The sequence below is a fragment of the Rhodopirellula islandica genome, from assembly GCF_001027925.1.
Lineage (GTDB): Bacteria > Planctomycetota > Planctomycetia > Pirellulales > Pirellulaceae > Rhodopirellula > Rhodopirellula islandica.
Genome location: NZ_LECT01000031.1, coordinates 113,675 through 139,582 on the forward strand (window position 1 = coordinate 113,675; position 25,908 = coordinate 139,582).

Consider the following 25,908-nt stretch of genomic DNA (forward strand, 5'->3'; position numbering starts at 1 on the left):
TTCATTGTCGCGGCAAGAATCAACCGCATTCGCGATCAGTTCGTGGCCCTTCCTCGCCCTCGGTTCGCTAGACTGAAGACTGGTTGTCGAATTCGCGGGCTCATGTGGACCGAGGTGTGACGATGTCGAAGATCCAGAGGATGGCAGAATCTCTTTTGCCAGAGGCTTGGTTTGTTCGCGTTCGCGATTCGTCGAAAAAGTGGATGATCCGGTGCCCGCATTGCCACCGCGAGCAGTCCGTGTGGGACGTGGGCGGAATCCGATGCGGGGCTGCATCGGTTGGGAAGCGGATCCAGGCACACTGTGATTACTGCGGGAACGTGACCGCGAGCATGCACTACCAAGACGAAGAATGAGGTCGGGTTCGGTACCGTTCCCTATTTCGCCGGTTGCCGTTTTCTGTTGACCAGGTCATTCGTTCGGACATCAATGAGCTTTTGAGTCAAGCGTTGTTTCATCTCCGCCACCACGGCGGCATGCTCGGGAGAGGACGCGAGGTTGGTGAACTGCTGCGGGTCAGATTGCATGTCGAACAGTTCGATCCCGCCCGACGCGTCTTCCTTGTACTGAATGAACGCCCAGCGATCTGTTCTCAAGAGGAACCCTTTCCTCATTGGCGCGACACAAAATGCCGCGTCACGAACCGCGAGAGTGGGATCATCCAGCAACTTGGAAAGGTCCTTGCCCTGGACATGATCGGGGACCTCCACCTCGCACAACTTGGCCAGGGTCGGGTACAAATCCAACATCTCCACCAAACTGTGGCAGACACCGGGGGCTTTGCCAGGGACCTTGATGATCAGAGGGACCTGCGAGGATTCATCTCTCAGAGAAACCTTGGCCCAGAAATCATGCTCGCCCAAGTGGTAGCCGTGGTCGCTGGTGAAAACAACGATCGTGTTTTCTTCTTGCCCGGATTCGCGGAGCGCCGCCAGCACCTTGCCGACTTGCGCATCCATGTAGGCGACCGACGCGTAGTATCCACCGACCGCTTTGCGCTGGTGGCGGAGATCCATCTTCATGTTCTGGCTGGTTTTGTAGTTGATGCCCAACTTCGGGATATCGTCCCAGTCGCCCTCGATGCGTTCCGGCAGGCGAATTTTGCGATACGGTTTGAAGGGCTCGAAGTACTTCGCGGGAGCCACGAAGGGAACATGCGGACGGACAAAACCAACGCCCAACCAAAACGGTTGCTCTCTTTTTTTACGAATCAGGTCGGCTGCTTTGACGGCGGTTTTCCCATCCGAGTGAACGTTGTCATCGCCTTCGGCTTCCACCACGACAAACGTGTTGCCTCCAACGACGGGACGAGCCCCATCGGGGTTGTTCTCTAGCGTTTCCCCATCGCCTGTGGCTTTCCATTCTGGTCCCGGGCTGTTGAAACGCTCTGTCCATGAAATCGCGTCATCCGCCCCGTTGCCGCCATCGTGGTCTCGTCCGTCCCCGCCGGTTTCAATTCCGCCCGGCACACCCATGTGATAGATCTTGCTGACACGAGCCGTGTAGTAGCCCTGGTCTTTGAAACATTGAGGCCAAGTCTGGCGGTCACCAATCTGTGGACGCGGGCTTGTGTAGCCCAAAACGCCGGTTGCGTGCGGGTAGTACCCCGACAGAAACGACGCTCGGGAGGGACCGCAATAAGTCGCCTGGCAATACGCCCGCGTGAATCGGGTTCCCGCGGCCGCCAAGGTGTCGATGTTCGGCGTCTGGCAAACTTCGTTTCCGTAACACGACAGCGCCGTGGACGTGAGGTCGTCCGAGATGAGGAACAGCACGTTCATCGGCTGCTTCGCAGCGACCGGGGCCTGCCAAGCTAACTGGAGGGGCGCAGCTAGAATGGGGAGCAGCATCCAAAGACGCATGGAGGTTTTCTCAGTGAATGGGAAGGACGGCGACGGGATTCGCCATTGTAGGCCGATTCAGGGGAGCACGCACATGAACGGCCTTCCCGTCGCAGATCCACCGCTCACGCTTGGGAGCAGATACCACGGTAGTACTCGATGCTTTGTCGAAGTCCTTCCGTCATGTCCACGGTGGGCTCAAACCCAAGCCGCGAACGAATCTGATTCGTGTCTGCCAGCGAATCGCGAACGTCACCTGCGCGAGGCGGTTCGTGAATGGGTTGGATGTCACCTTCCAGCAACTCGCGAAGCGTGTCCAGCAAATCCAACAACGTTGTGCGTTGACCGCGACCGACGTTGAAGACTCCGCCAGCAGCGTCCTCCATCGTCGCTGCCAACATATTTGCGTGGGCGACGTCTCGCACAAACACAAAGTCGCGGGATTGTTGTCCGTCCCCGTAGATGACCGGGCGTTCGCCGCTGAGGATCATGGAAACGAAGCGTGGGATCACAGCGCTGTATTCGCTTTGGGGATCTTGCCTTGGACCGAACACGTTGAAGTACCTCAGGACCACCGTTTCGATCGGGAACTCACGCTGAAAGACTTGGCAGTAGTTCTCCGAGGACAACTTCGCCGCCGCATACGGCGACAAAGGGGCGGGCATGTCATCTTCTCGCTTGGCGACATAGGGCGAGTTCCCATACACGGCGCTGGTCGACGAGAGCACCAACCGTTTGACACCAGCAGTCGCCCCGGCGGCGAGCAATTCAACGGTGCTGGTGGTTGTCCATTCGTGGCACAACCCGGGTTCACGCATGCTCCGTGGGACGCTTGCCATCGCTGCAAAATGAAAGATGTGGTCGACGTTTTCGACGGCTTTTTCCACGCAGGTTCGGTCGGCTGCATCGCCTTCAACGAACGTCAACCGATCTTGAGCGGGGCCTTCCTGAAACGGCGTCAGGTTGTGAAGGAAACCTGTGCTGAGGTTGTCGAGTGCGACCACGTTGGCACCGGCATCAAGCAAGCGTTCAACCATTTGCGAGCCAATGAATCCCGCCGCTCCCGTGACCAGACAACGTGTGCCAGCGAGCTGAGCGATGGCGGATTGGAGGGTGGACGACATAGAACGGCAGGCCGGTAGCGTTGGGGAACGAAGCGGCGTCCGGCCTGAAGAAGGTCAACTCAATCCTCGAGTCGACGTGTCACGTCAGTCGCTCTGTGTGAGCCGACCGGTGACCTGAAGTAACATCTCGCAGCAACGTTTTCGGGAATTGCTGCGAGCTTGTTTCAAAAGGCAGGGATCAACCCTGCAGGTTCAATCCACCACTGCCTGATAGCACGTCAGCGATGCGTTTGTTGGAAGGTGTCTTGTCCGTCCCTTCCTGAGCACAGACCATTCGCCAGGTCTCTGCTTCCGTTTCCAGCACCAAGCGGATTTCGTCGATCATGGAGGAATCGCCATTCTGTTCGGCTGCAATCAAGTGCTGGCACAAGAAGACGTACAGGTCAGCGACGGTGCGGCAAACTTCGACGGAGTTGTCGGTGACTCCCGAAAGCAGTTCCGACAACAACTCGAGCAACTTCAACGAATACTCGTTCGTCCCGCGTTTGCCAGGTTGGGAGTTCCAGTGGTGAGCCAAGTGCCGCGAGACTTCCACGGCACGCTCGATCACCATCAGACGCAATCGGGCGGGCGATGCAGTCTGAACCATGGATTCCAGGTACGCGTCGCCCCGGCGTCGGCCAAAGTTCTCCATTCCCTCGCTGAGGCTGCCTGTTTCGCCAGGACGCGACGCAGAGTCGCCTGGCATCTCCAGGGCTTGCTCTTGTGGCTCGTTCGATGGCACAGAGGATTCGTCACCAACAAAGGTCATCGGGGGTGGGACGAAGGAGTCAGCCGTGTTGTACATCGGGTTTCCGGTTGCGGGAATTGGAAACGGGCACACAGGACGAGTCCCGGTATGCAGCGCATTTTGTTATCGACGTGGACGAAGGAAAACTTCATCCAAAGACACGAGGGGGGCCATCCTCACACCGGATAAGAGCTTGATGTTCCCTCCGTGATGAGGAAACGAATCCGTGTTGCGTTGTCCAGCTAGGTTAGGATGCGTGACAGGAAGCGACGGTGCCTCGAAAAAGCTTCTTAATCGTTGCCGTTTGACATCGGTGACGTTGCATAATCCGAACGCGAGGCGCTTGAAGTCGACCGTGAACCGTCAACGACTGAGACAGTTCGCTGATTAAATGAAAATAGCAGAAGCGAGCCTGGGCTCACTCCTGCTTTTTGATGTTGGAAGTCTCGACTCAACCAGCGAACTTTGTTGCCGATCGAGATGAAGCGGGGATTAACCCAGCAAAGACAACACGTTCCGTGGGTTTTGGTTTGCCAGTGACAGCACGTTGGTACCGGATTGAACCAGAATTTGAGCACGTGTCAGGTTGGCTGATTCTTGAGCGAAGTCAGCGTCACGGATCGAGCTTTCAGCTTCTTGCAGGTTGGCTTTGGTTTCGTTCAGCGAAACCATGTTGCTTTCCAGCGTTGTGCTTTGGAACGAACCCAGACGACCACGCAGACCGACCACTTTGCCGATCACTTCGTCGATGACCTTGGCGGCACCTTCGACGTCGTTGGTCAAACTCTTGGATTGGCCACTGCCCAGTTCGTAGAGACGTCCGGACGCTCCGCCCAATTTGCCCGTCGAAACGCTGCCAATCCCCAAGCTTGCTTGCTGGGTGCTGGTCACATCGGGACCCAATTGGAATGTGGCTCCACCACCGGTGATGCTGAAGCTGAAGTTGGTGCTGCTTCCGTCATCGACGGTCAAGCTCAAATCCAACGAGCTGGTGTTGATCGACAGGCTGTTTCCGTTGCCGTTGGCGGTCACACCGTTGACGGTGGCAACCACGTCGGTACCGGTCGAACGCACGTTGTCGAGGCTCGCCTCGAAAGTTCCGCCTGCACCTTCACTGATGACGTCGATGTTGACCAAGGAATCACTGCCGTAGGTGGTCGAGGTGAATTCCAAGCCGTTCGTTGCGTCGGCTTCCACACCGGTGCTGTCAGAAACCAAGTTCACTGCGGCAGCAATTTGATCCTTGCTGGTTCCAGCACCGAAATTGAACGTTTCAGCTCCGTTCTCGCCGTTGAGCTGGAAGACCAAGTCTGCGTTGAGTGTTTCCCCACCGGTGCTACCGGTGTCCAAACTGTCGAGCCCGTCGGCGATGTCGACTTGGGCGTCTGCGTTGGCGGTTACGTTGAAGGCTTGTTCGCCGTCGACTTGCACAGCTTCGATGACGGTTGCCAAAGCGGATGCGTCTTGAGGGGCACTGCTATTGACGGTGACCGTCAGAATCTTTTGATCTTCGTCGTACGAAGCTTCGTTTGCAGCACCCGATACAAAGTTGATCGAAACGTTGTTGAAGTCCGAACCAAGCGAGGCAGCGTCGATTTGCAGTGCGGCTCCATTGGAGTCAACGGTCGCGGCGGTGGCTGCGGCTGCGGTACCTGGAGCCGTTGCGCCGGTTGCGACAAATCCTTCGATGGAATTGATCGCAGTCTGAATCACTTCCGCGTCGGCATCAGCGTCCACTTCACCTGGGTTCGCTGAATCGCCTTCGAAGTTGCCGGTGATCGTCAACACGCCGGTATCGGAGTCGAACGAAGCCTCGCCTGGTCCTGAAGCGTTGCTGTCATTCGTGATGACGATGCTGGTCAAGCCTTCGCCAGTGATATCGATGGTTTCACCATTGATCGTCTGTGCGGCTGTTCCAACATCGGGAGTGCTGGCAGTTGCGTTGGCAGGCGTCGTGAACCCGGAATCACTGGCGGTTGCACTCGCTTGCGTCGCAGCCGAGTTGATGACCACTTCCACGTCGATTTGACCGGTTTTGCCGAGCTTGGCTTGATCAATCGAGACGTCGCTGACGCTGCTCACGCTATTGGCAGTGCTGATGAAGTCTTGGGAACCGTCGAGCAGCTTCCGACCTTGGAAAGTCGTCGTTTGTGCGATTCGGTTGATGGCTTCGAGCGAGCTGTCGATCTGCAATTGGTTGGCAGCGATTTCCTCGTTGCTCAACGCACCCGAGTTGGCGGCTTCCACCACCAGACCACGAACGTCGTTGAGCAAGTTGCTGACTTGGCCCAGGGCACTGTCGGCGGTGCTGATGATCTGGCTGGCACGTTGCGTGTTGCTGATCGATTTGGTCAGTCCAGTGATTTCACTTCGCAGCGCTTCGCTGGCAATCAAACCAGCAGGGTCGTCGCTGCCCGAGTTGATTCGAAGACCGGTGCTCAAACGAGTCAAAGATTCTTGCAGGTCATTGTTGCTGCTTTGGAGGCGGTTCTGTGCAACCAAAGAAGAAACGTTGGTGTTGATCCGAGTCATGTTATTTATCCCAAAGATGGGTTGATGTTGAGTAGAAGGGGTCAACCAGTGGGGTGCCGAAGCAACGGAGTGACCCTGGACAAAAAGCACTTGGCTCTGCGTCCACCTCAACCATGGGACGCGTTTGTGATACGTGCGGTGTGTGCAACCCCAAATTCGTTGCCCTGGGAGGATTTCCCTTCCCCGCTTCCGCACAACCGGAATAATCCGCGACCCTCATCATGGAAGGCATCGTTGGGCTGCGATATCATGCAATGGTCGAGCCTGAAAACTCGGCCCATGCGAATTCATTGATTCGCATGCATTCTGGAACCTTTTGGCGAATTTTTTCATGACCGTCCAAATGCAACTCGCTCGGATCATCATTTCCGAGCTGACCGACAATCAAGTCATTTATCTCAAGGAAGTCGACGGCACCCGCCAATTCCCGATCATGATTGGAATCTTCGAAGCCACCAACATCGATCGACGTGTGAAAAACGACTACGTCCCCCCGCGACCGTTGACCCACGATTTGATTGTCAACGTTGCCGAATCGCTCGATGCAACGATCGAACAAGTCGTGATCAGCGATTTGTCCGAGCACACGTACTTTGCACAGTTGCACCTGCGGACCCGGGACGGCGAACTGATCGAAGTCGACGCCAGACCGAGTGATGCCATTGCCGTGGCGGTCACGTTTGATCCCCCGTTGCCGATCTTTGTCGCGGAAGAAGTTTTGGATGGTGCCACCGGAACCAACGACGATTGATTCACCGACGGTGAATCGTCATCGCGTCATGTTTGAATTGGCCCGTTTGGCGTTCTCGCTCACTTTCCCCGGTTCTCGTTCAAGGCCCTCTGTTGCAAACGTTTTCCATCATTGATTCCATGCGCGCATGGTGTCGCCAACAATCCAGTGAACAACGAACGATTGGGTTGGTGCCCACGATGGGTGCGCTGCACGAAGGTCATTTGTCGCTGGTTCAGGCGGCAAAGGAACGCTGTGACCACTGTGTCACCACGATCTTCGTGAACCCCACCCAGTTTGCTGCCCACGAAGACCTCGATCACTATCCCCGGCCGCTCGAAGAGGACTTGGCCAAGCTTCGGCAGGCCGGTGTCGAGGCGGTCTTTCTGCCCTCGGCGGCGGAGATGTATCCCGAGCGAGCGGGGCAGGTTGCGACTTCGGTGCAGCCCTCGTCCGTTGCGTTGCCCCTGGAGGGGGTGCATCGCCCGGACCACTTTGTTGGCGTCGCGACCGTGGTGCTGAAATTGTTTCTGGCCGCCCCGGCGGATTTCGCGTTCTTTGGTCGCAAAGACTTTCAACAGCTCTGTGTGATCGAGCACATGGTGCGGGATCTGAATCTGCCAACCCAGATCGTTCCCTGCGAGATCATCCGCGAACCGGACGGCTTGGCGATGAGCAGCCGCAACCGATATCTCTCCAAGAGCGAACGCCAACGTGCACTGTGTCTGTCTCGTGCGCTTCAGGAGACAGAAGCGGCGTTTCACGGGGGAGAGCGGAGCCCCCATCGCCTGCAGGCCATTCTGGCCGATCATCTCACGGATTGTGACAGCGTGGATTACGCCGTGGTGGTGGATCGAGAGAGTCTGTTGCCGGTCTCAGAGATCGAACAAAATGCGGTGGCCCTGATAGCAGCTCGGGTGGGCTCCACGCGATTGATCGACAATCGTGAATTGTATGTTGATTGAAAAGCTCCTGACTCGCTGGCTTGGAAAGCATTCGCAATCCGTGTAACGCTCACGTTCCGAATGGTTGACCAACGCCCCAGGATCGTCCCCCTTTTCTCATCGCATTCGGCTCGCCCAGGTCACCCGACCGGGTAGAATTGTGGGTCTTGTTCAATTTTGACTTCTGACCGACAGACGGTTATCTGGAAACGGCTTGATCGATGATTCAACGCATTTTGGTAACGGGCGGCGCTGGCTTTCTGGGATCGCATCTCTGTGAACGGTTGGTGCACGAAGGGCACGACGTGATCTGCTTGGACAACTTCTTCACCAGCCAGAAGTCGAATGTGGTTCATCTGCTCGACAAACCAAACTTTGAACTCATTCGGCACGACATCACACTGCCGATCCACCTGGAAGTCGACCAGATCTACAACATGGCGTGCCCCGCCGCTCCAGGGCACTACCAGTTCAACCCCATCAAAACGATCAAGACCAGCGTGATGGGATCGATCAACATGTTGGGGATCGCCAAACGATGCGGTGCTCGGATTCTGCAGGCCAGCACCAGTGAGGTGTACGGTGACCCCGAACAACACCCGCAAACCGAGTCGTATCGAGGCAGCGTCAATCCGATCGGCATTCGGGCTTGCTATGACGAAGGCAAGCGTGTCGCCGAAACGTTGTTCATGGATTATCACCGCAGCAACAACGTTGACGTCCGGATCGTTCGGATTTTCAACACTTACGGACCACGGATGCATCCCTTTGATGGACGCGTCGTTGCCAACTTCATCCGGCAAGCGTTGGCGGGCGACGACATCACCATCTTTGGCGACGGCTCGCAAACCCGATCGTTCTGCTACCGAGATGATTTGGTCGAAGTCATCATCCGAATGATGAATTGCGATGGGTTCATCGGACCGGTCAACATTGGCAATCCCCACGAGTTCACCATTCGTCAACTTGCGGAAAAGACGATCGAGCTGACGGGCTCGAGCAGCAAACTGATCGAAGCACCCTTGCCGTCGGATGATCCGACGCGACGCCGCCCTGACATTTCTCTCGCCAAAGAGAAACTGGGCTGGGAACCAAAGATCGAATTGGATCAGGGGCTTCAGCACACGATCGAATGGTTCAAAACCATTCACTTGAGCGACTACCGCCCGCCAACACCGAATTTCAGCTGAGCAGCCGCCAGCAAGGGACTGGCCGGAATCGCGTCAGAACAAATTCGCAGGTTCAGCGCGAATCAGCTTGCGAATCGCGATCAGTCCCGCCGCGTTGCACATCAGCAACGACAAGGCGGCGACCAGCACCAACCAAGTGAACGTCATGCGAATCGGAACCCCGGCCAGTGCCGAAGTGATGGCGTAAAGCAGCAATGCCGCCAGCACCGAGGGCGGAAATGCGATGGTTGCTAGCAGCGTGGACTGGGTCAGCAGCGTTTTCATTAGGAACCCGGTGCCGTAGCCCATTGCCTTCAACGTCGCGTACTCGCTGAGGTGAGCTTGGACGTCGGAGGCCAGGATCATGTAGCTGATCACACCACCAACCACGACCGCCAGCACCACGCCCATGGCGAAGATCATTCCGATCGGCGTTTCGGTGTACCATCGCCAACGTTCTGCCGTTTTCGCATCATCGATGGTGAGTGCTGTGGCAGAGGAAGCCGGTCCCGCGAGCGAGTCCAATCGTCCGGCAACCATCTGGCATCCTCGCTCTCGCGTCACGCCCTGCGTCAGCCGAATCAGCAGCAAGGAAACCTCTTCGTCGCTGCTGCCCGGAACAAGCTTTCGAAATGTTTCGCGTGTGCACAACAACGCTCCGTTGGCGGCCAGTCCCGTGCCCAGATGGAACGTCCCGACGATTTTGGCGGGCGTCCCAAAGACATCGGCAACGGTCCCAATGTCTTCCGGTCCGAACTTCACCCCGTTCTGAGGTCCAAAGTCGGGCTTGGTTGCATCGTCAACCAGAACAGCGCCTTCGACCAGCAGTTTCCGCCGCATTTCCAGCGTCAGCTCCGGCAAGTCAAACGCGGGGGCGTTCAAATCGATTCCCATCACCGCAATCGCTCGCGGATCTTGGTTGTTCGGGTTGATCCACTGGGTCACACCGATATCAAGCGGAACGGCTTCGTCGACCTCATCAATCGATTTCAACCAAGGCCGAAGCTCATTCCGAGTCTTGGAGGCATCGTAAATGTGCAAGTAGTCCGGGGAACGCACCAGCAAGTCACAGGGCATTCGGTCCAGCAACACCGTGGCGGTGTCACCGACACTGCCGAGGAACCCCAGTTGCATGAACATCAACAGAATCGCGAAACCGATCCCGCAAATGGAGACCACCGTACGAATCCACATGTGACTGAGGTTGGACCATGCCAGCGACGTTCGCACCACGCCGAGGCGTTTGCGGCGTTTCTTGCCCGACCGCTTGGCAGGCTTCGCAACAGTGGCCGATTCCGTCACGGCTTCGCTGCCGACGCCACTTCGGCCGACTTTGCGGAGCGGCCGGCTTGGATCTCGACGTCGACCTGCAATTCGATCAGGTGACTCGCACTCTCGGCGTCCCCCGCGTCAATGGCGATCACCACATCCGCGGAATAGCGATCCACCGCCGCCATCGGGTACGGACTGGCCAACGTCGGAGGGGCGATCAACGAATGAATGCGTTGAACTTTTCCATGCAGCGGGTCCCGCAGGGCGGGTGATGTGATGATTGCGGTTTGTCCGATTTCAACTCGGGAGAGATCCGCGACGTTGACTTCCGCCACGCAGACCATTTGCGTCGTGTCCGCCAGGTGCATCAAAGCGGACACGCCGGTTGCCGTTCCGATCGTCGCGTCGACGCGAAGCACACGGCCTTTGGTGGGAGCAACCAACCGTGACGTGGCCACATTGAATTTCAACAGCTCGATTTGTTGCTTCAACGATTCCAACGAAGCGGATTGTTCGGCAGCGATCAAGGACAACTCCGTCGCACGAATTTCTTGTTCAGCTGAATCGACACCAAACTGGCCTTCGTCGATGGCCTCTTCCGCATCTCGCAAAGCCGATTCGTACCGAGCCTGCGATTCGCTGACCTTCAACGCTTCGGTGTCCAGGGCATTCTCTGATACCAAGCGTTGGCGAGCAGGGTCGCGGGAGGCGGTTTCCAGTTGACGCAATCGGCGTAGCCCCAAATCGGCGGCTTGTTTGAGCAGGTTCAATTCCCCGCCGTCGGCCTTGGAATCTTTGAAACGCTTCTGTGCGTCCTTCAACTTCGATTCGGCTTGCTTCAGTGACGATCGAGCCACTTGTAGTTTGGCTTCTCCTGCCGCTCGCTCCGCTGCGATCCGTCGTCGAGCCTCGTCCAATTTGGTTTGGGCGATGGTCAGTTCGAGTTGCCGGGCGGGAAGACTCTCCAGTTCCATCAGCACGGTCCCGGCAGTGACATCTTGCCCGGAATCCACAAAGATTTTCGCGACGCGATCTCCCGGTGCTGCCATGACCGCCAGAATTCCTCCTCGAGGCTCCAGCGTTCCGAGTGCCATGACTCGTTGCAACGCCACCGTTTGAGTGGGTCTGTCGGGGTTCGTTGATTCATCGGAACGGCCCGCGGATTGGCCATCACAGCCGCAGATCATTGCGAAAACCCCGATCGCGAGCGTGAGGGGCAATCGGATCATGCCCGGTGGGATCGACCTTGCGGGGATCGGTTGCTTGGCTTGGGGCACGAGGAACAACTGCAGAAACGAGGTGACACGAATTCGGGACAAGTTGCTAAGGTAACGTTTTTCCGCTCCGCCAGGCCATCGCGATTGACGGGTCTGGCACGCAAAATGTCCCGAAAATTCGCGTGAAAATTCCCTTTCGAAACGAAAATCCGACCGCCAAGAACGGAGTCCGTGCGACCGCTTCACGCGGGATCACGCCCGAGATTGCCTTGGATGGCTCCGCTGCAATCGATGTTCGCGGTGTGAATCACTACTACGGGACCGGTGATGCGCGGAAACAGGTCCTGCACGACAACCATCTCCAGGTTCAACCTGGCGAAATTGTCATCATGACGGGGCAATCCGGTTCCGGCAAAACAACGTTGCTGACGCTAATCGGCACTTTGCGTCGTGTCCAAGAAGGCCAGTTGAACGTTCTCGGCCAGCCGCTTCACGATTTGTCGCAAACCAACATCGGCTCGCTCCGCAAACGATTGGGCTTCATTTTCCAAGCCCACAACCTGTTTGGTTCGCTGACTGCTTTGCAGAACGTCCGCATGGCGTTGGAACTCCAACCCAACCGTGCGTCTCGCAGTGAAGAGAATGAACGCTGTGCAAAAATGCTGACAGCCGTGGGGCTAGGGGATCGCATTCAATACAAACCGGGAGGTTTGTCCGGCGGACAGAAACAACGGGTCGCGGTCGCCAGAGGCCTCGTCCATCAACCCGACATTTTGTTGGCCGACGAGCCCACCGCGGCTTTGGATGAAGAATCCGGACGGCAAGTCGTCACGTTGTTCCAACGCGAGGCGCGTGAGCGCGGGGTAGCGATCGTGATCGTGACGCACGACAACCGAATCTTGGACGTCGCCGACCGCATCGTGAAGATGGACTTTGGGAAAATCGCTCGCGACACCAATCTGAACGAAGCCGCCGTGCTCGGTGAAATGCTGTCGCAGTGCAGCGTGTTCTCCGGCGTCGCGATCAGCACGTTGACCGAATTGTCACGCAGCATGACGCGAACCGAACACGGCCCCGGCGATCGAATCGTGACCTACGGTGACGTCGGCGATCGCTTCTACTTGATCCGCGAGGGCCGCGTTTCCATCCAACAACCCACCCATCCCGGCGGCGACGATTTTCGCGAGGTCGCAGAGCTGACCGAAGGTGCCTACTTCGGCGAAACCGCTCTGCTGACCGGGGAACCTCGCAACGCACACGTGGATGCAAAAACCGAAACGGTGACCTACAGTCTCGACGCGGCCACTTTCGCCGACGTCATGAGCCAGCGCAAATCCATCGAAGAAGAGGTCCGCAGCTCGCTGTTTGCCGAGTGAATCGGAATTCGCAAGCCACTGCTCCCATCCCCGCGTACGCGGGTTGCCCTCCAACCGCGTTCGCTGGCTTCGTGGAGCAGGTCGGCTGGAATGATCGGGCACAACCATGTGAGCCGTTTGGGCGTTCGCCCCGGTTGCGCGTGAAAACCGTGGCTAACGCCAACGGCTCACATACCCGATGACACCTGCGTACCTGCTTAGTTCTGTTTGTCGGGGCCGAGGTGCCAGTCCATCCCGTCCTTCATGATGCTGGCGTTGATCTGAAGCATTTGCTGCTTCATCGCTTCCACTCGCTCGGGTTGTTCCTGGGCCAGGTTCTTGGTTTGGCCTGGATCGTCTTTCAAGTTGTATAGCTCGAAGTTGTGATAGGTGCCGGTTTTGATCGTTGGGATCCAGTTCTCGACGAACATGTTGTTGTTCGACAGTTCATAGTCACGAAAGCCGACGAGCGAGTAGTCGCCGTCTCGCATCGCGACGATGGGGTTGGATCGCTGGAGGTGCCAGAACAGAGGTTGATGACGCTGGAATGAATCGGGGTGTCCGGTCAGCAGTGGGGAGAGGTCACTGCCGTCGAGATGGACTTTTGGTGGGGCCAAATTCAGCAGCCCACAAATCGTGGGCAGCACATCGACCAAACCAGCGGGCTGGTCCAGGACAACTCCGGCGGGAATGTGTCCGGGCCACTGGAAGATGCCCGGCACGCGAATTCCGCCGTCCCAGTTGACACCTTTTTGACCGCGAAGATTGCCGACGCGATCGGCTCGGTAGCTGCCGTTGTCAGAGGCGTAGATGATCAGCGTGTTTTCGCGAACGCCCATGGCATCCAACTTCGCAAGCAGTCGCTGGATGGCTTGATCGGTGTTGTCGATCGTGCCGGAGTAGACCGCGGCTTTGTCGTTCACCTTCCCGTATTTCTGTGTGACCTCATCAGGAGCCGCGATCGGGGCATGGGGCTCGTGGAACCAAACGTTCAGGAAAAACGGTTGCTCGGGTCCCGATTCGCGGTGGCGATCCATCCAGCCGATCGCTTCATCCGCAACCAGTTGGCAGGAGTAGCCTTCCAGTGGACCGACCGGTTCTCCATTGCGAATGAAGTTGTCCGGGTTGCGGTGGCTGGGTAGGGCGTTGTTCCAAGTCGCGAACCAATGATCGAATCCATGTTGATCGGGGGTGGGTTTGTCTCGATCTTCGGTGGGCAGGCCCAGGTGCCATTTGCCAACGTGAGCGGTCGCGTAGCCGGCATCCCGCAGGACCTCGGCGAGGGTGATTTCTCGCAGACGAAGGTGGGAGTTCTGGGATTCATCATGGATCCAGCTGTAGACTCCGGCGCGAATGTGGTGGCGACCGGTGATCAGTGTGGCACGCGATGGAGAGCAAACCGCGCAGCCCGAATAGAACTGTTCAAAACGCGTTCCGCCCGCAGCCAATTGATCGATCGTGGGTGTCTTAACGGGACCGCCGTAACAGCCCACATCGCGGTACCCGAGGTCATCGGCCAGCAACATCACGACGTTGGGACGAGGCGATTGGGCATGGGCTTGGTCGGTGGAACAGCCGAAGGCTGCAACCGACAGGAATAGAAACAGGCAGGCCGGAATCAGCGGGTGATGCAGGTGCAGCGGAGATGCGGGCGGAGCAGGCGAAGTGCTTGGCATTGCGAATGGAGAGATTGAGGAGGGAGGCTGGGACACGGCAAAGTGCGTGGTCCCAGGAAGGCGGGAATGCATTTTAGACGAAACGGCCTCGGGGCATTTGGGCGTGCCTTGGAATGGGGAACTGTCGTCGCCCAAGCAGGAGTCTGGGGGAAATGTGGAGCCGTTGGGCGTTCGCCCGGTTCCCACACGCGATCGTTCCTGACGACCTGCTTGGGGGCGGTTTTTTCTCGGCGTGGCGTGCCGGAGGCGAGGTTGTCCAGGCGGCTGGCTGATTCCAGCAGAATTTGGCTTGTGGGTGGTCAATTGGCTTTCGTAGGGTCGCGGCAGGATCGCGCGATTCATTTCGCGTTGGTCTGTGCAGTCATTCCATCCGTATTTCCCGTTCGAGCTGATACCCGCTTGGCTGATCGGTTCCAACCTTTCGACACCTTGCCTCGTCCTTCGCGTGAAACACACTCACCGCTGGCGAGGTTGATTGCTGCGCTTTGCGGGCCGACCCGGACAACGATCGCCACCTGGATGGGTGCCGCAATTTGCGTGCTGGCGAGTCTTTCGCCGGTTCTTGCGCAAGAAATCACGGAGCGTTCGGTTTACGAAGTCACCGATGTTTCACAGACCTTGCAGTTGTCCGGCGATGCCGTGCACCGCTGGCAAGATGGCTCGCGGGAGTACACGTTGTTGCGTGGCCATGTTGAATTGCAATTTGAAGGCAAGCGATACGAAGCGGCTGCGATCTTGGTGGCTTTGTCTGGAAAACAAAAAAATCTGACGGCGAAGTTGTTGATGGACCGGGTGAAACTGGGGCCAGGACAGACGACGGAACAACCCATTGTTCAGACCGTCAGCCTGACGTCGGTTCCCATTGTCCGCGCGGATCAGTACCGCGGCCGAGCCGAGATTCCAGCGGATTGGTGGACGAAGATGGGGATTCGTCCGGAGGCAACGACGCAGGCGAGCAAAACGCCCGTCCAGCAGGCGTCGCAAAGCCTGCCCGGCGCGTCTGGGACGGAATCTTCCCAACCCGTCCAGCCGGTTCAGTATCTCGAACCCGTGATGGGCGAGCCCAATTTGCCGTCTGGTGGGTTGGTGCTCGATCCGCCAGCGGTTTCCACCCTGCCAGCTCCCATTCAGAGTTTTCAACCACCTGTCATGGAGACCCCGCCGCCCGCGATTGCGACGCCGGACGGTGGGACCACGGGTGGCGTGCCATTCATTGTCGGTGGCGGAACGCGAGCGATCGAGGTTTTCTCTCGAGGCTCAAACACTCCCGCGGAACTTCAGTACATCAATCGTCCCGGCACGACCGAATCGGTTGTCATCGCACGAGGCGGTGTCACTGTTTTGGTGCGAGACGTATCGGCTCGTTTGCCCAGCGGTGAAATCATGCCCTTGGGCACGGTGTCGTTGTCGGCCAATCGGATCGTTGCTTGGATGCCGCGATTGAGTGATGTGTTCCAAGGCACGCAAGACTTTCAGTCCAGCGAAGGGGAGCTGTACCTCGAAGGCGACATCGTTTTCCGGCAAGGCGACCGAATCATTTATGCCGAGTCGATGTACTACAACGTCACTCGTGAAGTTGGCATGGTCTTGGACGCGGAAACCATCACCACGATTCCCGAGTACCAAGGGACGGTGCGGTTGAAAGCGGAGGTGATGCAGCAAATCAACCGAGGCAACTATGTCGCCGTCGATGCAGCCTTCACAAGCAGTCGCATGGGCGTGCCTCGCTATTGGCTGCAAAGCAATCGATTGGAGTTGACGCAGCGTCCGATCGTGCGGGCCGATCCGATCACGGGACAACCGATTGCAGACAGCGAACCGATCGTCACCAGCGGCGGCAACTTCGTGTACTTAGGTGGCGTGCCCGTGCTGGCTTGGCCCAGGTTCACGACACCGCTCCGGAAGCCAACGTTTTATCTGACCGGTGCCGACGTTCGGAACGATGATATCTTCGGTTCGCAGGTGCTGTTGGAATGGGATTTGTTTCAGCTGCTCGGGTTCACGAATCCGCCGGCGGGTGTCGAGACGACGTTGCTCACGGATTACTTGAGCGAACGCGGCCCAGCCGTGGGGACGCGAACGACGTATGCCCTGCCCAGTTTGTTCGGGTTCGGTGGACCGGCATCGGGAACCTACGACAGTTACCTGATCAAAGACGATGGGTTGGATGTCTTGGGACAAGGCCGTCGTGATTTGCAGCCGGAAGAAACCTATCGCGGTCGAGCAACCTTGCGGCATCGGCACCACTTGCCTGGCGATTGGGAATTCATCGCTGAAGTCGGCTACTTGAGTGACCGCAATTTCCTGGAACAGTACTTCGAATCGGAATGGGACCAAGACGCGGATCAGCGGACTGGATTGCGATTCCGAAAGTACGCTGGTTCGCAGATGTTGGACATCGCGGCCAATTTTCAAGTCAACGACTTCTTCATGGAAACCGAAGAGTTGCCGACGATCGAGCACTACGCTCTCGGCGGATCGATCTTGGGTGACTCACTGACATGGTCGATGCACAACGAGATTGGCTACAAGCACTTGCAGGTTGCTGACACCCCGGAAGACCCCGTCATTGCGGCGGGCACGTACACGCTGCCTGGCGAACTGGACCGAGAAGGTGTGGTGACCCGAACACGACAGGAAATCTCGGCTCCGCTGGACGCCGGCCCCGTTAAAGTGATCCCGTTTGCGATCGGCGAAGCGGCGTACTACGGCGAAGGTGCCGATGGCGATGACCTGACACGATTGTGGGGCGGCGGCGGTCTGCGATTGAACCTGCCGATGTCGCGAGTCGATCCGACGATCCAAAGCTCGCTGCTGAATATTCGCGGGTTGGCTCACAAAATCGATTGGTCGGCGGAGTACTTCTATGCTGACAGTGACACGGACTTGGACGAGTTGCCGTACTACGATTCGCTGGATGACAACGCTCAAGAAGAATTTCGGCGTGTGTTCACAGGGACGTTGTTCGCCGGCACTTTGCCACCCCAATTTGATCCGAGGAACTATGCCTTTCGGCAGGGCACTCAGCGAAACGTGACCAGTTCCAGTGACACGGTTGTCGATGACCTGCAGCAATTGCGATTGGGGATGAAGCATCGCTTTCAAACCAAACGCGGCTTGCCAGGGCGTGAACGGATCGTCGATCTGTTCCGGTTCGAGATGGAAACGATTTTGTACCCCAAAGAAGATCGCGATAACTTTGGTGAGACGCTGGGCCCGACGATGTATGACGCGCAGTACAACATCGGCGATCGGTTCACCTTGCTGAGCGATGGCTACATTGATTCCTTCGACAACGGACTTCGTTCGGTCAGTGCCGGGTTCCGAACCAGTCGGCCAGGTCTGGGTGATTTGTATGTTGGATTGCTGTCGATGGAAGGGCCGATCAGCAGCACCGTGCTGCGGACCAGTTTGGACTACCGTTTGAATCACAAATGGATTGTTTCAGCCGGAAACGTGTATGACTTTGGCGAGACCGGCAACGTGGGTCAGACATTGGGACTGACCCGTGTCGGCGAATCGTTCTTGGTTCAATTGGCTGCCAACGTCGACGCCGGGCGGGACAACACGAGCATTGGTTTCATGGTGGAACCTCGCTTCCTGCCCTCGAGTCGGTTGGGGCGTTTAGGCGGTCAGTTGATTCCTCCACCAGGCGTCGAAGGGCTGGAGTGATGGCTTCGAAACCAGGGTCTTGGGCCTCGAAGTTTCGCTGTGCGACGCTTGGGGTCTGGTTTGCCTGCGGTGGGCAAAGCAGTTTCTGGGTTCACTTGCCAGTTGCTGCCGCGGTGATCGCGATGGCAGCCTGGTTGGACGTCAGTCCAGTTGAATGGGCCGTTTTGATTCTGGCGATCGGCGGTGTGTTGACGGCGGAGTTGATCAACTCATCGGTCGAGTTGTTGGTCTCCGTTTTGCACCCGCAGCATCACCCAAGAATCGGGCAGGCACTCGATGTCGCGGCGGGGGCTGTGTTGGTGATGAGTCTGGCCGCCGTGGCGGTCGGATTGATCGTGCTGTTTCCGCCGCTATGCGGTCGGCTGTTCGGTGCCTGACTCGCTGTTGGCTGCTTCGCTGGTGTTGGCTTCTTCCAGGCTTTCTTGGACCTCGCGTCCGGCCGTCCAGTAGAAGATCGTGCCGATGATCGCCATCACGACTTTGACCAGCTCAAACGCCAGGGCGACCAACGTCCCCGACGCATCGGTCGTTTTCGCGGGAACGATGTGATAGAGGGTTTCGATGGTCACTTCCAGCACGCCTACCCCGGCAGGTGTGAGCGGCAAGGCGGACATCAACATGCCGATGGGAACGATGACAAAGTGTTCGGCCAAAGTCGGAGGCAAGTCGTACATCGAGACCGCAATCAGATACATGCTGACCACGAGCAGGCCCTGCACAACGAGGCTCATCAACAGGGACGAAGCGAATGCCCAGGGATGATGGTGGAACATCCGCAGCGGTGGTCCGACGTGCTTGATTAGCGAACCGACCACAGGAAGCTTCTCGCCACGTTGCATCAGCGTGTCGACAAACTTGCCGCCGAAGACCAGCATCGCCAGGACAGCGGAGCCCACCGAGAGCATCACAATCGTGATGACCTTGATGTCGTCGATCGTGATGCCGTTGAATTCGAACGGGTCTTGCGATTGATGGATCAGCAGGCCACCGGAAACAAGCAGCAGTAACCCGTACAGTCCCGCACCTCGGTCAACGACCACGGACGCGACGGCGGCAATCCGTTTACCCGGCGAACGTCTGGCCAGGAAAACTGCTTTGAAGAGGTCGCCGCCCACGCTGCCCGCGGAGACAAAACTCAGCAGGAAGCAAATCGAACTCAACCGCAAGGCTTCCATCAGACTCAGCGGGATGCCTTGGCAGCGAACCAGAACCCACCACCGGACAAACGACACCAAGAGCGCGCAAATGGCAACGGCGAGCGCACCAACCAGCAAAGGGAGGTTGATCGACCGGGCGGTCAGGTCATCCCACTGAGCGGGTTCAATCCGGCTCAGCAGAAACCAAATGATGGCAACTGGAACCGCGAATTTGATCAAGGTGATCGCGTAGCGTTGATAGTGTTCGGGCATGCCGGCAAGAATAATTCGCGGTCATCGCTTCGGATAGGCGATGCGGTCCCGATTCAGGGATGCCCCGGGGTGTTCTGCATGTCCCGGTCGGAGATCGCTGTTTGTGATGTCGACTCACACCTGTCGTCGACTGGATCTGACGTGGCGGGTCGGTTGGGCGGTTCGGCGCGATCGAGGACTGCAAAGACCGCCAGGGCGGTGGTTTTGCCTTTGACCATTTGCTCCGGCAAGGGGACCGCCGGGAAGGATTCAGGCAAGGTGTCTCGCGTGGACTGCGTGATCAGCAGGGAATGGCCCAGCGGTTTGGTCAGCGACTCGACTCGCGAGGCGATGTTCACGGTGTCACCAATCGCGGTGTATTCCTGTCGCTTGGGGGAACCGATGCAGCCGACCACTGCCGGCCCCGTGTTGATACCGATTCCAATCGCGAATTCTTCCCAGCCGGCTTCTCGCATCAGGGCCGTTTTGTCCGCCATCGACGTTGCCAATTGCTGGCCCGCCGCGACTGCTTTGCCGCCGTGATCCACCGCGCTGCCGCCAACACCGAAGATCGCCATGAAGCCATCGCCCAAGAACTTGTTGACCATGCCGCCGTGGGATTCGATGACTTCGACCGCTTCTTGGAAGAACAGGTTGAGTGCGTGGACAACTTGTGTTGGCGAAAGCTGGGATGATTGGCGAGTGAAGTTGCGCACGTCCACGAACATCACCGAGATGACTTGCTCACTGCCGTTGAGACCATCGCTTTGGTTCATGATTTGTTTCGCGGCTTCGCGGCCGACGTGGCGACCAAATGTCTCCTGCAACTTTTCACGGTGTTGCAATCCGTCGACCATCCGGTTGAATCGTTCGATCAAGTGTCCAAAGTCGTCGCTACGAAGGAGCTTCACTCGCACGTCCAGGTTGCCTCGCGCGACGTTGGATGCGGCGCGTTGCAACTGCATCACCGGTGCGGTGACCCATCGCCCGAGCATCCAACTGGTGATCAGTCCAAACGCGATCGCCACGATGCCCACGGTCACACCAAACATCGGCGACAAGTTGGCTGCATCGGGCACGATCAACAACATCACCAGCGAGATCACAGGGCAGACAACCGCGGAGAAGGCCCAAAGAATTCCGCGCGCCCGAATGCTCAGCGGAACGGCTCCGGGAACACTGGCTGGATTGCTGTCTTGAAAGAACACCGGAAACAACGTGGCCTGCGCGGTGAGTTCGACGGCGAAAAAACTCTGCGTGACCGCGATCAGAGAGGCGATTACAAAGGACGTGATCAGGTGCCAAACGACCAATCCGGACAGCGGTTCGCCCGCCGATGCGATGGCCAGCGGGAACACGGGAATGCACGAGAGCCAACCGATCGCGGCGACCAGCAGAAACCACCACGGCAAATGGATCACTCGTCGGCGAGCGGTGGCGAGGGTTGCCGGATCGACGGGTTGATGGTCCAGCAGGGCTCGGTGGACGCGCCGGAGTTGCCAAAGGGGAACGACGTAGCAGGCGATCGCGACCGGGTACACGAACAGGTTGAAAACCTGCCAGCAGGCATGAAAGCGGTCCATCTGTGCTGGCGACAGCAGCGGCTGGATCTGCGTTTGGTTGTAAAGAATGTTGAAGACGCTGCCGATCACATTCGCGATGATCGGCGAGACCCCGACGAGAAACATCGCGTGACGTTGAGCCCAAGTCCAGCGGCGAGGCGGTTCGGCGATCGGTGGCGACATCGGGCGTTTCAAACGGGACTGGAAGGGCGATTCAGGGAGAGGTCGCTGGCGGAAGTCGGCAGTGTACTGTTTCTTTGCCAGCCCCTCATAATCGGGTGCGTGAATTGCTATGGTGGAGAGCCTGAGATCGAATCCAATCGATTTCGTATCATTCGTCCTTCCACGAGGTGCTCCATGTCCGTTTTGAATCGGTGTGTTCTCAATCGTTGTGTCGTCAGTTTGTCTCTGCCAGCGTTCCTGCTTGTCGTTGTTGCGGCCTCAAGCAGTGTTCAGGCTCAAGATGCCGCCACGGCCAAGCCCGCCACGGTCGACGTCTTCGGAGCGGGATCGTTGGAGGTGCCAGCATCATTCAAGAAAGCGACGCCTCGCAGCCGGATCATCGAGCACGAATTCTCGGTTCAAGAAGGCGAAGGCGACGATGCCCCCTCGGCTCGGGTGACCATGATGGCGGCCGGTGGCGACGTCAAAGCCAACATCGATCGCTGGGAGAATCAATTCAGCGGTTCGGACAAGAAGATTGGCGAAACCGAAGAAAAGAAGCAGGGTGATTGGCAAACCCACGTGATTGAAATTTCGGGTAACTTCAGCGAGACCATGGGCGGCGGTCCCTTCTCGGGCGGACGCGTTGTAAAACGCGAGGACTACGGCATGCTGGGGGCCATTTTGGTTCACCCGGAAGGCCGCAAGTACTTCGTGAAAATGATCGGCCCCCGTTCCCTGATCGAATCCAATCGTGATGCGTTCAAGAAAATGATCGCTTCGATTGGCGAGTGACACTGTTTTGTTCGGCGTGCCGTCTGTGATCGCAGCGGCACCTTTGAAACCCCCGGCTCTTTTGGTCGTTCCTTTCGGACATTGATCCTTTGAACACGCAAAGTTTTTTGGAACATCACGGCATCGCTCGCAATCCGTTCGCGGAGGAGGATGCGCAGACCGACCCGGTGTTCAAGCAGCACTGCATTCAGAATGCGTATCACCCGGCTTGGGACAAAGTGTACGGGGACCCAACTGAACCGGCGACGGCGATCATTTTTGGGCCCAAGGGCAGCGGCAAGACCGCGATGCGGCTGCAGGTCGACCGGCATCTGGTGCACTTCAACGCCCAGAATCCGGACGGCCGCGTCTACATCATCCGCTACGACGACTTCAATCCGTTCCTGGATCACTTCTGTGAACGCCTGGGACGGCGTGCGTCGCGCAAGCCCGAGAAGGCTCTGGATGCTTGGCGTTTGTGGGATCACATGGACGCAATTCTGTGCCTGGGGGTGACCGAACTGGTCGATCAGGTGTTGTTGGAAGGCGACTCGCATCGCCCCAAAGCTGACAACGGCAATCGAATTGACACCGCGAAACTTTCCAAACTCGACCGCAACGACGCTCGCGATTTGTTGTTGCTGGCCGCTTCTTACGACCAGTCGACTTCGTCGACGTTTTCGGGGCGGTTTGAGCAACTGCGGAAGCGTCTGGGGTATTCGAACTGGAACGCGTCGCTGGATCTATGGTTCGCGATCGGCTGGTGCATGCTGGTGGTGGGTGTGTTCGGTTGGTTGTTTTGGAACTCTGCCGATGAAGAGGGCGTTCGCACTTGGAACCTGCTCTGGTTCATTCCGCTGCTGTGTTTCTTTGGCAAGCTGCCCTATCTGATCCGGTGGTGCCGCAACCAGTTCGCCGCGATGGGCATTCACCGTCACATGCGGGTTGGCAAACGAGAGACGTCTTCCGTTCGCAAGGTTCTGATGCAGTTCCCCTCGAAGGAACTCGCGAGTCAGCCGCTGCCTCGCTACGACCGCACCGACGATCGGTATGAATTGCTGCGGAAGTTCCAGTCGCTGCTCGGACGTTTGGGGTTTGATGGAGTGATTGTGCTGATGGACCGAGTCGACGAGCCCCACATGACGGGCGGCAAACCGGAATTGATGCGTCGATTTGTGTGGCCGCTGCTGGACAACAAATTGCTGAAGCACCCCGGAATGGGGTTCAAGCTGATGCTGCCGGAGGAGCTTTACCGCGACACCGAGCGTGAAACGCGTGAGTTCCACGAACGCGCCCGGTTGGACAAGCAGAATGTCATCCCCGCTTTCTCGTGGACCGGTGAATCGCTGTACGACCTGACGCGTTCACGGATGCTGGCGTGTGCGTCGGAGGGGAAACATCCCGATCCAAAAGAATTGTTCGACGATTCGTTGTCTTACGAGCGGATGTTGTCGGCCTTTGAATCGTTGCGAGTGCCGCGGCATTTGTTCCGTTTTCTGTACCGGGTGTTGGTGGAACACTGCAATCAATTCACGGACGCCGCCCCGAAGTACAAGATCGACGCTTCCACGTTCGAGACTTCCTTGGCGGTTTACGTTCGTGAGATGGAACGGGTATGACGCTGGATTGGGAAAAAAGTTAGAATTCGGGTCAGTTTCCTAACCGGATTGATCGATACAATCCGTAAAGTCCAACACTTTTTGCTGGCTCGATCGCCTTTTCGGTCGCTTACTGGCAGAATATTACCCTCTTTTCGATTCGACCGAGCTTTCAACCGCCCTTCGGGCTGGCTGGGTCGACCCGCTTGAACGTCCCGAAAGGGCGATTTCGCATCCATGACCACTTCTACGCCGACGACCAACAAAAAAATTGAATCCGTTTCGGGGATCACCGTTCGCTTGTGCGGTGACTCGGGCGATGGGATGCAGCTGCTGGGCACTCAGCTGACCAACACTTCGGCGTTGGCTGGCAATGACGTGGCCACCTTCCCCGACTTTCCTGCCGAAATTCGAGCCCCACGAGGGACCCGGGCGGGCGTGTCTGGATTCCAAGTTCAATTTGCCAGCGAAGAAATTTTCACGCCGGGCGACACCTTGGACGCGTTGGTGGTGATGAACCCAGCGGCCATGGTCACGAACATTGCGGACCTTCGCAAAGGCGGGATCCTGATCGCCAACGAAGACGGTTTCAACGAAAAGGAATACAAGCTCGCGAAGGTCGAGAGCAATCCTCTCGATGCGGACGTGATCGATCAGTCTTACCGGGTGGTGAAGGTCGCGATGACCAAGCTGACTCGGGCGGCAGTTGCCGAGCATGGACTGTCGACCAAGATTGCGGACCGTTGCAAGAACTTCTTCGCAATGGGTTTGGTGTATTGGTTGTTCGGCCGTTCGCTCGACCCGACCCTGCGTTTCATTGAAGCCAAGTTCGGCAAGAAGCCTGACATCGCGGCTGCCAATGTGGCGGCACTGCGGGCCGGTTGGGCCTATGGCGAAACGACCGAGGAGTTCGGTGAGAGCTATCAAGTCGAAGCGGCGGAACTCGCGCCGGGCACCTACCGCAACATCATGGGCAACCAAGCCCTTGCGTGGGGGCTGATCGCGGCTTCCAAAATCAGCAACAAGGAAATGTTCTATGGAACGTATCCCATCACTCCTGCTTCGGACATTTTGCACGAGCTGACCAAGTTCAAGAACTTTGGCGTTCGCACGTTCCAAGCCGAAGATGAAATCGCGGCCATTGGGGCAACCATCGGAGCTGCCTTCGGTGGCACCATGGCGGTCACCGCCAGCAGTGGTCCCGGCATCGCGCTCAAGGGCGAAGCGATGGGATTGGGCGTGATGTTGGAATTGCCGATGATCGTGATCAACGTTCAGCGTGGCGGACCCAGCACCGGCTTGCCCACCAAGACCGAGCAGAGCGATTTGCTGCAGGTCATGTTTGGACGGAACGGCGAGGCACCGATGCCAGTCTTGGCACCTCGTTCGCCTGGTGATTGCTTCGCAATGGCCGTCGAAGCTTGGCGAATTGCCACCGAATGCATGGTCCCTGTGATGTTGCTTTCGGATGGTTACATCGCCAACGGCAGTGAGCCCTGGAAAATTCCAGAAATGGATGAGTTGCCAACAATCGTTTGCACTCATCCAGAAAAGCACACCGGCGAGGGGCCGTTCCTGCCATACGCTCGCAATGAGAATCTGGCACGTCCGTGGGCGATCCCTGGCACGCCAGAATTGATGCACCGGGTCGGTGGCTTGGAAAAGGAAGACGGCACGGGCAACGTTTCTTACGATCCTGCCAACCACCAACACATGTGCGACACACGTGCAGCCAAGGTTGCGAAGATTGCCGAGCGAATTCCGGAGCAAGACGTTTACGGCGAAACCTCGGGCGACGTTTTGGTGGTCTCGTGGGGCGGAACGTACGGTGCTTGTCACACGGCGGTGACTCGTTGCCGTGAGGCGGGCCACTCGGTGTCCCACGCTCACATCCGCTACATCAACCCTCTGCCTCGCAACATCGGCACCTTGCTGAAATCGTTCAAGACGGTTGTGGTGCCGGAATTGAACTCCGGGCAGTTGCGAATGCTGCTTCGAGCTGAGTTTCTCGTGGACTGCATTGGGATCAACAAGATCCAAGGCAAGCCGTTTGCTGTTTCCGAATTGGTGGAAGCCATCGGCAAACACACATCGACGCACTCGCAAAGCAAAGCGGGTTAGGCGTTCGCCGACCCCTTCGTTTTCGTCGTCGTTCAACACTG

General features: G+C 57.7%; 19 protein-coding genes. 10 read left to right on the forward strand and 9 right to left on the reverse strand.

Features of this window, described 5'->3' with window-relative positions:
- The first annotated feature begins 140 nt into the window (after positions 1 to 140).
- Positions 141 to 356, forward strand: coding sequence for a hypothetical protein (locus RISK_RS29845; protein WP_236696379.1), 216 nt, complete (start codon positions 141 to 143; stop codon positions 354 to 356).
- Between the two features lie 21 nt (positions 357 to 377).
- Here RISK_RS29845 and RISK_RS16695 read toward each other — a convergent pair whose 3' ends face one another.
- From RISK_RS16695 to RISK_RS16710, 4 genes are all read right to left on the reverse strand, one after another.
- Entirely contained in the window at positions 378 to 1,862 is a 1,485-nt protein-coding gene (locus tag RISK_RS16695; protein ID WP_047815457.1) for a sulfatase, read from the reverse strand.
- 104 nt (positions 1,863 to 1,966) lie between these two features.
- Positions 1,967 to 2,965 carry an SDR family oxidoreductase gene (locus RISK_RS16700; RefSeq protein WP_047815458.1) on the reverse strand — a complete coding sequence of 333 codons (999 nt, stop codon included), beginning with the start codon at positions 2,963 to 2,965 and terminating at the stop codon, positions 1,967 to 1,969.
- A gap of 178 nt (positions 2,966 to 3,143) precedes the next feature.
- Positions 3,144 to 3,752, reverse strand: a complete 609-nt coding sequence (locus RISK_RS16705) for a flagellar protein FliS (protein ID WP_083435011.1) — start codon at positions 3,750 to 3,752, stop codon at positions 3,144 to 3,146.
- A gap of 435 nt (positions 3,753 to 4,187) precedes the next feature.
- Positions 4,188 to 6,227 carry a flagellin N-terminal helical domain-containing protein gene (locus tag RISK_RS16710; protein WP_047815459.1) on the reverse strand — a complete coding sequence of 680 codons (2,040 nt, stop codon included), beginning with the start codon at positions 6,225 to 6,227 and terminating at the stop codon, positions 4,188 to 4,190.
- A gap of 331 nt (positions 6,228 to 6,558) precedes the next feature.
- Between RISK_RS16710 and RISK_RS16715 the strand changes: the two genes are divergently transcribed.
- The 3 genes from RISK_RS16715 to RISK_RS16725 all read left to right on the forward strand — a co-directional run bounded on the left by RISK_RS16715 (position 6,559) and on the right by RISK_RS16725 (position 9,091).
- Positions 6,559 to 6,978: a bifunctional nuclease family protein gene (locus RISK_RS16715; protein WP_047815460.1), complete on the forward strand. Its 420-nt coding sequence runs from the start codon at positions 6,559 to 6,561 to the stop codon at positions 6,976 to 6,978.
- Positions 6,979 to 7,070: 92 nt separating this feature from the next.
- Entirely contained in the window at positions 7,071 to 7,922 is an 852-nt protein-coding gene (gene panC / locus RISK_RS16720) for a pantoate--beta-alanine ligase (RefSeq protein ID WP_047815592.1), read from the forward strand.
- 200 nt (positions 7,923 to 8,122) lie between these two features.
- Positions 8,123 to 9,091, forward strand: a complete 969-nt coding sequence (locus RISK_RS16725; protein ID WP_047815461.1) for a UDP-glucuronic acid decarboxylase family protein — start codon at positions 8,123 to 8,125, stop codon at positions 9,089 to 9,091.
- Positions 9,092 to 9,124: 33 nt separating this feature from the next.
- Here RISK_RS16725 and RISK_RS16730 read toward each other — a convergent pair whose 3' ends face one another.
- The gene (locus RISK_RS16730) at positions 9,125 to 10,264 is read right to left on the reverse strand and encodes an FtsX-like permease family protein (protein ID WP_390173946.1); all 1,140 of its coding nucleotides are present in this window, start codon (positions 10,262 to 10,264) and stop codon (positions 9,125 to 9,127) included.
- A gap of 104 nt (positions 10,265 to 10,368) precedes the next feature.
- Positions 10,369 to 11,571 (reverse strand): ABC exporter membrane fusion protein, encoded by a 1,203-nt coding sequence (locus tag RISK_RS16735; protein WP_236696381.1) that lies wholly within the window; start codon positions 11,569 to 11,571, stop codon positions 10,369 to 10,371.
- A gap of 170 nt (positions 11,572 to 11,741) precedes the next feature.
- Here RISK_RS16735 and RISK_RS16740 point away from each other — a divergent pair, with 170 nt between their 5' ends.
- Positions 11,742 to 12,935 (forward strand): ATP-binding cassette domain-containing protein, encoded by a 1,194-nt coding sequence (locus RISK_RS16740; RefSeq protein ID WP_047815463.1) that lies wholly within the window; start codon positions 11,742 to 11,744, stop codon positions 12,933 to 12,935.
- Between the two features lie 197 nt (positions 12,936 to 13,132).
- Here the strand turns inward: RISK_RS16740 and RISK_RS16745 are convergent, their stop codons facing one another.
- Entirely contained in the window at positions 13,133 to 14,590 is a 1,458-nt protein-coding gene (locus RISK_RS16745; RefSeq protein WP_236696382.1) for a sulfatase-like hydrolase/transferase, read from the reverse strand.
- 348 nt (positions 14,591 to 14,938) lie between these two features.
- On the opposite strand from RISK_RS16745, the gene RISK_RS16750 reads away from it, so the two are divergent.
- Together RISK_RS16750 and RISK_RS16755 are read left to right on the forward strand one after the other, a co-directional pair.
- Positions 14,939 to 18,262, forward strand: a complete 3,324-nt coding sequence (locus tag RISK_RS16750) for an LPS-assembly protein LptD (protein WP_047815595.1) — start codon at positions 14,939 to 14,941, stop codon at positions 18,260 to 18,262.
- Positions 18,262 to 18,639 carry a diacylglycerol kinase gene (locus RISK_RS16755; RefSeq protein WP_047815464.1) on the forward strand — a complete coding sequence of 126 codons (378 nt, stop codon included), beginning with the start codon at positions 18,262 to 18,264 and terminating at the stop codon, positions 18,637 to 18,639. Before RISK_RS16750 ends, RISK_RS16755 begins: the two co-directional genes overlap by 1 nt.
- On the opposite strand, the gene RISK_RS16760 is transcribed toward RISK_RS16755, so the two are convergent.
- Entirely contained in the window at positions 18,613 to 19,671 is a 1,059-nt protein-coding gene (locus RISK_RS16760) for a lysylphosphatidylglycerol synthase transmembrane domain-containing protein (RefSeq protein ID WP_047815465.1), read from the reverse strand. The two genes, RISK_RS16755 and RISK_RS16760, sit on opposite strands and share 27 nt — an antisense overlap.
- Before the next feature lie 53 nt (positions 19,672 to 19,724).
- Positions 19,725 to 21,395, reverse strand: coding sequence for an adenylate/guanylate cyclase domain-containing protein (locus tag RISK_RS16765; protein WP_047815466.1), 1,671 nt, complete (start codon positions 21,393 to 21,395; stop codon positions 19,725 to 19,727).
- A 174-nt stretch (positions 21,396 to 21,569) separates the two neighbouring features.
- Here RISK_RS16765 and RISK_RS16770 point away from each other — a divergent pair, with 174 nt between their 5' ends.
- The 3 genes from RISK_RS16770 to RISK_RS16780 all read left to right on the forward strand — a co-directional run bounded on the left by RISK_RS16770 (position 21,570) and on the right by RISK_RS16780 (position 25,867).
- A complete protein-coding gene (locus tag RISK_RS16770; RefSeq protein WP_047815467.1) occupies positions 21,570 to 22,169 on the forward strand; it encodes a hypothetical protein in 600 nt (199 codons plus the stop codon).
- 89 nt (positions 22,170 to 22,258) lie between these two features.
- A complete protein-coding gene (locus tag RISK_RS16775) occupies positions 22,259 to 23,767 on the forward strand; it encodes a hypothetical protein (protein ID WP_047815468.1) in 1,509 nt (502 codons plus the stop codon).
- Between the two features lie 216 nt (positions 23,768 to 23,983).
- Positions 23,984 to 25,867, forward strand: coding sequence for a 2-oxoacid:acceptor oxidoreductase subunit alpha (locus RISK_RS16780; RefSeq protein ID WP_047815469.1), 1,884 nt, complete (start codon positions 23,984 to 23,986; stop codon positions 25,865 to 25,867).
- Positions 25,868 to 25,908 lie beyond the last annotated feature (41 nt).